At 43.9% G+C, this 11,405-nt stretch carries 7 protein-coding genes; 2 read left to right on the top strand and 5 right to left on the bottom strand.

Annotated features, from left to right (window positions below):
• Positions 1–659 precede the first annotated feature (659 nt).
• Positions 660–3,287 (top strand): chloride channel protein, encoded by a 2,628-nt coding sequence (locus IM319_RS01940; protein ID WP_287734417.1) that lies wholly within the window; start codon positions 660–662, stop codon positions 3,285–3,287.
• Positions 3,288–3,295: 8 nt separating this feature from the next.
• Here the strand turns inward: IM319_RS01940 and IM319_RS01935 are convergent, their stop codons facing one another.
• The gene (locus IM319_RS01935; RefSeq protein ID WP_287077517.1) at positions 3,296–3,676 is read right to left on the bottom strand and encodes a DUF1830 domain-containing protein; all 381 of its coding nucleotides are present in this window, start codon (positions 3,674–3,676) and stop codon (positions 3,296–3,298) included.
• Between the two features lie 525 nt (positions 3,677–4,201).
• Positions 4,202–5,503, bottom strand: coding sequence for a glutamate-1-semialdehyde 2,1-aminomutase (gene hemL / locus IM319_RS01930; protein ID WP_287672557.1), 1,302 nt, complete (start codon positions 5,501–5,503; stop codon positions 4,202–4,204).
• Positions 5,504–5,907: 404 nt separating this feature from the next.
• Between hemL and dnaN the strand changes: the two genes are divergently transcribed.
• A complete protein-coding gene (gene dnaN, locus IM319_RS01925) occupies positions 5,908–7,056 on the top strand; it encodes a DNA polymerase III subunit beta (protein WP_287734415.1) in 1,149 nt (382 codons plus the stop codon).
• A gap of 485 nt (positions 7,057–7,541) precedes the next feature.
• Here dnaN and IM319_RS01920 read toward each other — a convergent pair whose 3' ends face one another.
• The 3 genes from IM319_RS01920 to IM319_RS01910 form a co-directional block, all read right to left on the bottom strand.
• Positions 7,542–8,477, bottom strand: a complete 936-nt coding sequence (locus tag IM319_RS01920) for a class I SAM-dependent methyltransferase (protein ID WP_287734413.1) — start codon at positions 8,475–8,477, stop codon at positions 7,542–7,544.
• 76 nt (positions 8,478–8,553) lie between these two features.
• Complete coding sequence (locus tag IM319_RS01915) at positions 8,554–9,537, bottom strand: hydroxyacid dehydrogenase (RefSeq protein WP_287734412.1); 984 nt, start codon at positions 9,535–9,537, stop codon at positions 8,554–8,556.
• 68 nt (positions 9,538–9,605) lie between these two features.
• On the bottom strand, positions 9,606–11,363 hold the full coding sequence (locus tag IM319_RS01910) for an ABC transporter ATP-binding protein/permease (protein WP_287734410.1): 1,758 nt from the start codon (positions 11,361–11,363) through the stop codon (positions 9,606–9,608).
• Positions 11,364–11,405 lie beyond the last annotated feature (42 nt).

Genomic DNA, 11,405 nt, shown 5'->3' with positions numbered 1-11,405 from the left:
TATCTAGGGTTTGCTGAAAAAGTTTTTCGGTGGGGGTTGGGGGTTGGGGGTTGGGGGTTGGGGGTTGGGGGATGGGGTTTACCGATTTTCAGGTGGTCAACTACCTAATTTTCAGGGAAAAAGTCCCGGAATTTTCCCCCTGATCACTCCCATGTCTGGTACTTTTTGATTGACAAAAAGTCTAAAAGTCTTACCCAACAAGGTTTTTAGATTTATTCAGCAGACCCTATCTAGATTGTCTTTATTTTCGGCGCTGGAAACCCTTGCATAAATGCAAGCTATCAAGTCGGGTTTTGAATGGTTGTCATCCGTTATGATAATTGTACCAGAAGGCAATTGATAGCCTGTTAAATTCCCTTGTTTCCACCACCTCCAAGCCGTTCGATAACTTATTCCTGTTTTTTTTGCATAGTCTGATAGTTTCATGTCTATATATTACCATGCCTGACTATATTTGTATTGAAACTTTACAATACCCTCCGCTCAAAGACAGGGACAACCTTTGATCCTAGCCCATCGATAGAAAAACTACTATTAGGGCCACTGGTAGCAACAAGGTGAACGGTGACAGAACTTAACGGCCTATGATTAAAGAAACGAGGAATCAGAACCCTAAATAAATCCTCGCTCCGCCATTGCCTTGATTCTCCCTGATAATTATGGGACTTTTTGCCCGTCACCAAAACCTCCGTCAGTGGTTTAAATCCCAACACTTCGGACGTAGCGCAACCGATAGTCGTTATGCTTTACTGGTCGCCTGTTTAATCGGAATTCTCTCCGCTCTTGCCGCCATTATCCTGAAATTGGGGATCGGTTGGTTAGGTGGTTGGCGGGTGCATCTAGTAGCCAATTCCTCTCCTTTCCTAGTTTTGCCCCTCGGCGGTTTTCTGCTCGGTTACAGTGCCGGTTGGATTGTCGAACACTTCTCCCCGGCGGCCGCCGGGGGTGGTATTCCCCAAGTAAAAGCGGCCTTAGCTAAATATCCTTTGCCCCTGTCTTGGCGGGTCGCCCTAGTAAAAATGATCGGGGCGATCCTGATCCTTGGCGGTGGTTTAACCCTTGGTCGTCGCGCCCCCACGGTACACATCGGGGCGGCCCTAGCGGCCCAGTTAAGCGTCTGGCTGCCCACCAGTCCCGATCACCGTCGTCAGATGATCGCAGCCGGGGCAGCTGCGGGGTTAGCGGCCGGTTTTACTACTCCCATCGCTGGCGTTCTCTTTGTGATCGAGGAATTAATGCGCGATGTTTCTAGTATGACCCTAGAAACGGCGATTGTGGCTTCCTTTACCGGGGCCGTGGTTTCGATGATGCTGCAGAATACCCCCTCAATGATCACTGAATATGCCAATATTAGCTTCTCTGCCCAAGAAATACCCATTTATTGCCTTTTGGGGGTTTTAGCGGGCTTATTGGGGGCTTTATTCAATCAAGGCATCCTTTTTTGTAGCCAGATGCAGCGGCGTTGGCGGTTATCTCTGGCTTGGCGCATCGGTCTGGTCAGCTGGTTATCGGGAACGGTAGTGGCTTTTTTACCCGACTTTTTTCGAGATAATACCGGTTTACGGGAATTTTTGCTGGCAGGGGAATTGAGTTGGCAGAATACCGCCCTCGCTTTCGTCGTCTATTTTTTCCTGACCATGATTGCCTACAGTTCCGGCGCCCCGGGAGGACTCCTCGCCCCCGCTTTGGTGTTGGGCTCCTGTTTGGGGTTTCTGGTGGGGGGAATCGAGACGAAAATTATCGGTTTCGGCAGCGAAGCTAGTTATACTTTAGCGGGTATGGGGGCTTTTTTTACGGGAGTAGTCAGGGTTCCGGTAACGGCGATCGTGATTGTCTTTGAACTGCATCGCAATTTTAATGTTGTGCTGCCCCTGATGTTGACCTGTGCCGTTTCTTATATCACTGCCGAAAGCATTCACCCCGGTTCCCTCTATCAGCATTTACTTTCCGCTAGTGGCATTATTCTCAACGAAGAAACCCCTTCTAATGATGTGCTGGCCCATCTGTCGGCTATGGATGTGATGCAATCGCAGGTGGAAATTCTGCCGGCGGATTTACCCCTGGGGGAAGTGGTGAAAATTATGTCCCGTTCCCATCATCGCGGTTTTCCCGTGGTGGAACAGGGGCGACTATTGGGGATTTTTACCCAAAGTGATCTGGATAAATGGCGATCGAAAAACAGTCAAACGGTCCTACGGGAGATGATGACTCCCAATCCGATTACTGTGGCCCCCCAGGCAGCGTTAAGCGATGTTTTATTTCTCTTAAATCGCTATCAGCTTTCCCGTTTACCCGTTACCGATGGTCAAAAACTGGTGGGGATCATCACCCGCACCGATATTATCCGGGTGGAAGCCGATCAATTGGGGGGGGTTTGTCAACTGCCCCAACCCAGTACCCCTTCCTATGTGGTTTATCAAACCCGTTCCCCGGCCGTGGGAATAGGCCGGATTTTGTTACCTATTGCCAATCCCGACACCGCTACCGCTTTGTTTAAAATTGCTGCTGCGATCGCCCGTGAACGCAATTATGAAATAGATTGTCTCTATGTGATTACTGTGCCTCGTCTTAGTTCTCCGGCGGAAGTCAGGGTAGATACGCGGGAAGGACGCAAATTACTTCATCGTCTCGAAAGATTAGCCCGACAGCAGAATATATCTGTTCATACACAAATTTCCGTGGCTCAGGATATCGCCGACGGGATTTTGGCCACGATTCGCGAACGACACAGCAATTTATTAATTATGGGTTGGACGGGGGAAAAATCGACCACTGGGGAGATTTTCGGGTTTTTAGTCGATACTTTGATTGCTGAAGCCCCCTGTGAAACCATCTTGGTAAAATTGGGGACAAAGGATTGTTTTCCCAACGATCTTAATCGGGAAAGGATGTGGCTGATTCCCACCGCCGGCGGTCCCAATGCCCAACGCGCTTTAGCATTATTGCCTAGTTTGCTGTCTTTGTCCGAGTCTTCGGATCATCCCAAACTTTGGTTATGTAAAATCTATTCCCCGACGGAGTTACTGCCAGATCTGTCCACTATGTTCGTTTTACAAGCATCTTTACAGAAAGCGATCGCACAGCCGATTGTACCTTTACCGATTTGTTCGGCCTCTCCGGCCGAGGCGGTGATTCATCTGGTAGAATCGGAGGATTGTTCTTTGGTGCTTTTGGGTGCGTCCAGGGAAAGCTTGCTCAATCAGTTCTTAAATGGCAATATCCCCTCGACGATTGCCCGTGCAGTTAATTGCACTGTGATTCTCGTGCGAGGGGAATTATCAGATTAGGTTATTAGCTAGGCGGAAGCTAAAGTTAAGCCGAAGGGTACGGTATTGTCAATTTTCGCCCCTTGACTTTCCTCTAGGGAATGGGGATAGAATATTTCCCTGTCTAGTTGACCATCGGAGTCATCCTCATCCCCATCGCTGATATAAAGGCGTTCACAGGGGATGTTATCGGAAAGGATGGCGCTGGCTATCATCCCCGTATGAATCTCTAAGAAAGCATCCGCTAGGGTCTCAAATACTAAACGCTGCCCGGGAAAAACCACCCTTTCAAAATACCAGTTAGCAATATTGGTGATGCGAACAATTTGAATATGACTGGTCGCATTGACATAGCAACAAAGAATACTATTTTTCTTGCCGTTGGGGAGGGGATCGAGAATCTGTGCCATAGCAATTGGGGTGATCTTAAAGTGGGTTTCTCATCGCTCCTTCACCCTAACATCCTTTGATCCCCGATAGTTGTAAAGATGATTACATTACTCTGATAAAAATCTACCAATCGCTTTTTCTGGTGATAGAAGGCGGTTTTTATTAAAAAATCATTAAATTTAACTAATGCCTAGTTTTGGCTATTTGTCAAGGGGGGAACTACGTTTTTTTGCTGTTTTTCTTGATTTTTTGCCCAGCTATTTATCGCTCAATTTTGTTGACGGTTTCAGGATTATAGAAACCGAGGTAATTTTTGTCAAGTTAGATACCTCTTGCTCTTGATATCCTCGATCTGGTTGACTAAAAAGGGGCGGCCTGTGCTGGGACTGATAAGTTTTACAGTGCTGGGGATAATAATCCCTCGATTGTTCGGGGTTTCTAGGCAAATTTCCCCTGAGAATCCCCGTCTTTTGCAAGCGGGGAGATGTCAACTCATCAATAATTGGGACTCTATCAATCAATTTTCCCGGCCGAAGCAGCATTAACTATAAACTTGCTAAAACCTCTTTAGCGGCGGCCAAAGTCCGTTCGATATCGGCCTCTGTGTGAGCTAAGGAAGTAAAACCAGCTTCAAACTGGGAAGGAGCTAGATAAACGCCTCTTTCCAACATTCCCCGATGAAAACGACCGAATTTAGCCACATCAGCCTTTTTGGCCCCTTCATAGTTATGCACGGGGTTGCCAGTGAAAAACATCCCGAACATGGCACTGATATGACCTCCAGAAACGCTATGACCAGCATCTCTGGCCACTTTCAGTAGCCCTTCAGTTAAGGATTTGGTCACTTTATCGAGATATTCGTAGGTGCCGGGGCGCTGAAGTAACTCTAGGGTTTTAATTCCCGCCGTCATAGCCAAGGGGTTGCCGGATAAGGTTCCCGCTTGGTACATCGGGCCGGCCGGAGCGACCATAGCCATAATATCGGCGCGACCGCCGTAGGCCCCCACCGGCAGCCCACCGCCGATAACTTTGCCGAGGGTGGTTAAATCGGGGGTGATGCCGAATTTTTCCTGAGCGCCACCGTAGGCGATGCGGAATCCGGTCATTACCTCATCAAACATTAATAAGGCCCCGTATTCCTTGGTTAATTCCCGCAATCCTTCTAAAAAGCCAGCATCCGGCACGATAAAGCCGGCATTACCCACTACTGGCTCTAAAATCACCCCGGCAATCGAGTCGGGATTCTCGACAAAGAGGGCTTTTACCGCTTCCAGGTCATTGTAGGGGGCGGTTAAAGTGTTGTTAGTGGTGGTTTTGGGAACCCCCGGCGAGTCGGGTAGGCCTAGGGTCGCTACACCAGAGCCGGCTTTCACGAGGAACATATCGGCGTGACCGTGGTAACAGCCCTCGAATTTGATGATTTTATCCCGGCCGGTAAAAGCCCGCATTAAGCGCAGGACGGACATACAGGCTTCGGTGCCGGAATTGACAAAACGCACCATTTCGATGCTGGGAACGGCATCAATCACCATTTCAGCAAGAATATTTTCCTCGACACAGGGAGCGCCGAAACTGGTTCCTTTGTCTAGGGCCTGGTGGAGGGCGGCAATCACTTCGGGATGGGCATGACCACAGATAGCCGGCCCCCAAGTTCCCACATAGTCGATATATTCGTTACCGTCCACGTCGCGAATATAAGCCCCTTTGACGCTTTCAAAAACGATGGGTTGACCACCGACGGATTTAAAGGCCCGCACGGGGGAACTTACACCCCCCGGCATTAATTTTTGAGCGGCTGTAAAGATTTCTTTCGATTTTGTTGTTTGATACGAAGATGTGCTAACCAATCCTGTCTCCTTGTCTATTTGAGTCTATTGGTTCTGGGGGAGGCCCAGAGCTTTGTTTTGTTAACTTCCTGCTGCTTGTTCCATTTTAAAGATCACCGGCCTACATTTGACGCAATTTTTTCGCTAAGAAAGGCGCTGGTCGGCTAAAGTCTCGCTATTCTTGACTTGTAGCTTGATGGTTAACAGCTGATGTAATTGGCTGAGAAAGGGCAAAAATTTCACTGTTGACAATTTTTCCACAATCTTTTCAGAATTGCAGTAAAAACCTAGCAATGGCCGAAGTTATTGCTATTGATAGATTTTAGCCCGGAAAGAGCGATCGAAAAAAGCTCTGGTTTTCCACAGATTTTCCACAGGGGAATTCTTGCTATTATTTTTTAGCGTACAAAAAAACTATTCCTGCTATGAAATTTACCAGTAGTCAAAGCGAACTCAACAGCAATTTATCCCTAGTTAGTCGGGCCGTTGCCAGTCGTCCTACCCATCCGGTGTTGGGAAATGTTCTCTTTTGTGCCGATGAAGAAAAGGGCGAAATTAGCCTGACTGCTTTTGATTTGAGTTTAGGGATTCGCACCAGTTTTCGGGCCGAGGTGGTGGAAGGGGGCAAAATTACCCTGCCGGCAAAATTGCTTAACGATATTGTCTCTCGTTTGGGAGAGGGGGAAATCACTATCTCTGTGGAAGAAAACAAGAATGATGAGGAGCATAGTCTCGCTTTCCTAAAAACTGCCTCGGCACAGTTCCAAATTCGCGGCATGAAAGCCGATGAGTTCCCAGAATTGCCCACGGTGGCCGATGGGGAAATTGTTAATTTACCTGTAGTTGCCTTGACAGAGGGACTAAAAGGTGCATTGTTTGCCGCTAGTGGCGATGAAACTAAACAGGTGTTGACGGGGGTGCATTTAACTAAAACCGTCGATTGTCTAGAATTTGCCGCTACAGACGGTCATCGTTTAGCGGTGGTACAAACTCCCCTAGAGGAGGTGGAAAGTGCCTCTGGTGGCTTTAATGTCACCATTCCGGCCCGGGCCCTGCGAGAATTGGAAAGAATGATGTCAACACAACAAAATATCGAGACTATTACTCTGCATGTGGATGATTCTCAAGTCATCTTTGAAATGGGGGAACAGAGGTTAACCAGTCGTAAGTTAGAAGGGGCCTATCCCACTTATAATCAGTTAATTCCTAAATCCTTCGAGCGCTCTTTGGTTTTAGACCGCAAACAATTAATCCGTTGTTTGGAATTAGTGGCGGTTTTATCGGACCAAAAGAATAACTTAGTCAAGTTTAGCCTCGATAGCGAAAATGACCGTTTATCCCTAGCGGTGGAATCTCCCGATTTAGGTAGTGCCAAAGAGTCCATGGCGGCGACAATTCAGGGAGAAAGTGGCGATATTGCCTTTAATGTTAAATATTTGATGGACGGTTTGAAGGCTTTACCCAATAATGATATCCAAATGCAGTTAAATGCTAGTACCCAACCGGTTATTTTTACCCCCTTGGGAGGTTTAAAGATGACCTATTTGGTGATGCCGGTACAAATTCGTCAGTAGTTCTGACTTAATCGGAACCGTGGGATGTGTTTTTAACCTATCCCATTTTTGATCCTGTTAACTCAATCCTATTTTTTCGCCAAAGGATTGGGTTTATTTTCTCTATTTTGGCGATATACTGTTGATAATTGAACAACTTCACGGATTGAATTGATATGTTATTATCTACTCCTGAAACAATTCAGAATATTCTTTGGCAAGGACAACTAAAATTGAGAAATCGAAATAGGGACTCAAAACCCTTGTACTTTTATAGATTCCCTCTGGGGACTTATTCAGCAAACCCTATCTAGTTTGTGCCGTCCATCTGGGGGGGTGACTAGCGATTTCTAGCTTAACCGGCGTTCGGGATAACGCTATAGAAGGGAGTGTTAGAAAACCTTGGCCAATTCTAGATTCTCAACTCCTTGGTTAATAGGCGATCGCTAATAATAAGTCCTCCCTACCGATGGACTGGGTTTTACATCAATCTGCTTAACCCGAACTCAGTTTAATTTAGGCTTTTCTGCCGAAAACAAAAGATAATCATCAAACGCCATAAACCAACCCCGATTTCTTGACCAAGCTTCAAGTCCCGGGTTATCTTTCTGGAGATCGATAACTAAATCATGCTTACTAATCCCTTGGCTAATCTGGGCAAAATAATGAACCATTGCCGGCCAAACATATTCACTAATAGATAAAGCTTGGATATTAACAAATCCATGCTTTTTGAGTTTTTCTACATAAGTATGTCGGTCGTATTGATTAGCAAAGGGAATACACATTTTCTTACTATTAACCCGCAGCCAGAAGTTAATTTCTCGACCCACTCTAGGCAAACAATCCGCTATAGCCAACCTTCCACCGGGCTGCAAAACTCGAAAAGCTTCCGCAAAAAAATCCTCACGAGTGTCAAAATGAAAAGCACATTCTAAAGCGGTCAACTTATCAAAAGAATTCTCAGGAAAGGGTATTTGAGTAGCCGAGCCGACTTGAAGTTTTATCCTGTCCGATAACCCTGCTTTAGCTACTCTTTCTTGAGCAATTTCTACTTGTAACTCGGTTGTATTTAGACCGATAATTGAGCCAACATTGTTTTCTCTTACCCAGAGTAAATCCTGTTCAGCAAAACCGAAACCCACATCCAAAAGGTGATCTCCGGCTTTAAGTTCGGCCACTTCGGCTAATTTACGCGCTAAAGCGGCACAAGCTCCGTTATAAGTTGTTTCTTCTTTCCAATAACCAAAATTAAGCCATTGGGGAAAATTAGGATCCTGAAGATGAGGATCGCGTTTCGCTATATTAGTATAAAGTTCAGAAACTTGAAACTGATCTTGCAAAAACGCCATTTCTCGAGCTGGATTAAGGACAATTTGTTTGATGATTGCCCAGCGATTACGCCATTCATCTTTGAGGGGAATTTTGCCGATGTTTTCCAAATTATTATCCTCCTAAGGATTTTTCAGAAATATTGCCATTTTTAATTAACCGAATCCCTGAGATTCTCTAGATGCTTTAAGAAAGATTCCACACCTCTGGATTAATCATATAAGGGGGCTTCTCTCCCTGAAGCACTTGTAATATTTGATTCGCCGCCGAAACAGCAGCCGCTAGACTCGCTTCAGGGGTTACTCCGGCTAAATGAGGTGAGAGAATGACATTCTCAAAATTATATAAAGGATTATCTAAAGCCGGCGGTTCTGGTTCAAAGACATCTAGGGCGCATCCAGCTATCAATTTTTGATTAAGGGCGATCCCTAAATCCTTTTCACAAACGACTTTTCCCCGGGAGGTATTAATTAAAAAAGCTGTTGGTTTCATCTTTTTAAAAACTGAGATATTAAACATTTCCCGTGTTTCACTTGTTAGTTCAGGATGCAAAGAAACAAAGTCCGATTCAGCCAGAAGAACATCTAAATCTTTGACCCAAGTTGCTCCTACTGTCTCCGCTTTGCTGGCTGGAACATAGGGATCATAAGCTAATACTCTCATCCCCAGTGCTAGGTTACATTTGTGAGCCACCAGAGTACCAATTCTTCCTAAACCCACAATACCAAGGATCTTGTTTTCGAGTTGAATCGGTTGGATCTGATTGCGAATTAAATAGTTACCCTTTTTCACACAATGATCTAAAAAAGGGAGCTTTTTGGCAAGGGCTAAAATCATAGATAAGGTGTGTTCTGCTACAGCTGTAGTTGACATTCCGGGATTATTAACAACGATAACACCCTGTTCTGTTGCTGCCATAATATCAATAGAATCTGTGCCAAATCCAGAGGTACTAATTACTTTTAAGTGTTTTGCTAATCGGATTGATGAAGCCTCTAACTTATTAGGATAACGCACAAATACGCCAGATACTTCTTGAATGGCCTCATTAATTTTATCCGGTGTAGGGTTGGACAAAATCTCTATATTAGTAGATTCTTCAAGAAGTTTTTCCCCCGCTTCATCATACATTTTTCCGATTAAAAGAACCCTGGGTTTTTGAATATCCATAGTCAGAGTTTTTGGTGAAGTAGTAGTCATCGTAATTTTTCCTAAATTGAGTTTTAGCAATGAAACAGTTACAGAGATTTTGAGGATCGATAATCATCTATGGAAACAAGTCGCCAACTAGAATCCTCTAAAAGTTCTAACACCCATTGATGATACTTAAATAAACTTTCTCTATGTCCTACGCTAATAAAAGTTGTCTGTGCTTTTTGTAACTGCTGATATAAGGTTTGTTCGTTGTTCAAATCTAAAGCACTTGTGGCTTCATCTAAGATTACATAGCGGGGATGGGTTACTAACAATCGGGCAAAAGCAAGGCGTTGTTGTTCTCCTAAAGATAATATATTTTCCCAAGGGACTTCCGCATCAAAGCCATGAACTTTTGTGGCTATATTTTGAAGATTAACTTGTTGTAAAACGGATTCAAGTTCTCCATCGGTCATTTCACGGGTTGTTTTAGGATAAAGCAACTGTTCTCTGAGAGTCCCTAAAATAATATAAGGACGTTGAGGTAAAAAGAGAAATTGTTCTAAGGGAGGTCGTTTTAAACAACCAGTTCCTGCATTCCATAAGCCAGCAATAGCTCTTAATAGAGAACTTTTACCTCGTCCACTCGGTCCGACAATTAATAAACCTTCGCCTGGTTCGATAGATAGGGATAAATGTTGAACAATTACCTTTTCATAATCTGGTGTTTGTAAAGTAACATCCTCAAACTCGATCTGATTTTTTTCAAGGGTTTTAATGGTACTAGCATCCTTGGGTTGTTGTCCCATTTCTTCTAAGACCGAAGAAAATTCAGATAGACGCTCAACATAACTGGAAAATCTGCCCAAAGAACCAAATTCAAGGATTAACTCAGAAAAACCATTAGCAAACATACTGCAAGCAATGATAGCCTGATTAACTTGTCCGAAATCAATTTCCCCGCGAATATAGGCTGGAGCGAAGACGACAAAGGGGAATATTTGAATAACTGAGCGATAACTTCGACTAAAAATGTCTTGATTTTTCTCCCAATCAATCTTACTGAGAGAATTTCTGACGAGATTATTAAATCGACGTTGAATTATTTTAAACTCTTGATTTTCGCCTTGAAAAAAGGCAATGGATTCAGCATGATTCCGAACATGAGTTAAAGTGTAGGTGTAATTAGCTTTGGATTCCAGTTCTTCTTGACTAATCTTATCTAATTCTCGACTTAAAGAAACAGCAATTAGGTTGCCGATAATTGTATAAGCCACTAGAATCACGGCGGCTAGTCGGGAAATTGAGAAAAGAATTACTAAAAAAGTCGTCATTTCTAAGACTTTTTCTAATAAAATAGCCCCAAAATTAACAGCATTTCTAGCAATGGGTTCTATTTCTTGAGAGATCCTTTGATCTGGATTATCCACATCGGATCTAAAATTAATTTTATAATAAGCGCGATGGCTCAAATATTGGGTAACAACCTGCTGATTTAGCCATTCATACCAATCCAGAATAATTCTTTTTTTAACAAATTTAGAAAATGCAGTAAACAGGGTAATTAAAAGTAATCCTAAGCCATAAAGTAATAAACTTGTCATAAACTTAGAGGCATTTTTATCTTGAATAATGACATCAACCAAATAGCGATTAACGAAGCTATTAACTGCATTAGAGGCCACCAGTCCAACAATTACTAAAACAAGGAGAAACAGCATTCCCCATGAACTTATTACCTCTGAAAATGTCCTTCCTTTAGGATCGGTTGGATACCAGTAAGGAGCGGCAATCAATTTCAAATTATCAAAAAATTGATGAGAACTTTTGGCGGTTTCTTGTTGAAAAAATGGAGTTTGCATAGTTTTAATATAGGGTAACTTTTAGGAAATGCCTTGAATTTT

Source organism: Microcystis sp. M113S1 (assembly GCF_020246945.1).
Lineage (GTDB): Bacteria > Cyanobacteriota > Cyanobacteriia > Cyanobacteriales > Microcystaceae > Microcystis.
This window is presented reverse-complemented; position numbering and strand designations above follow the sequence as displayed.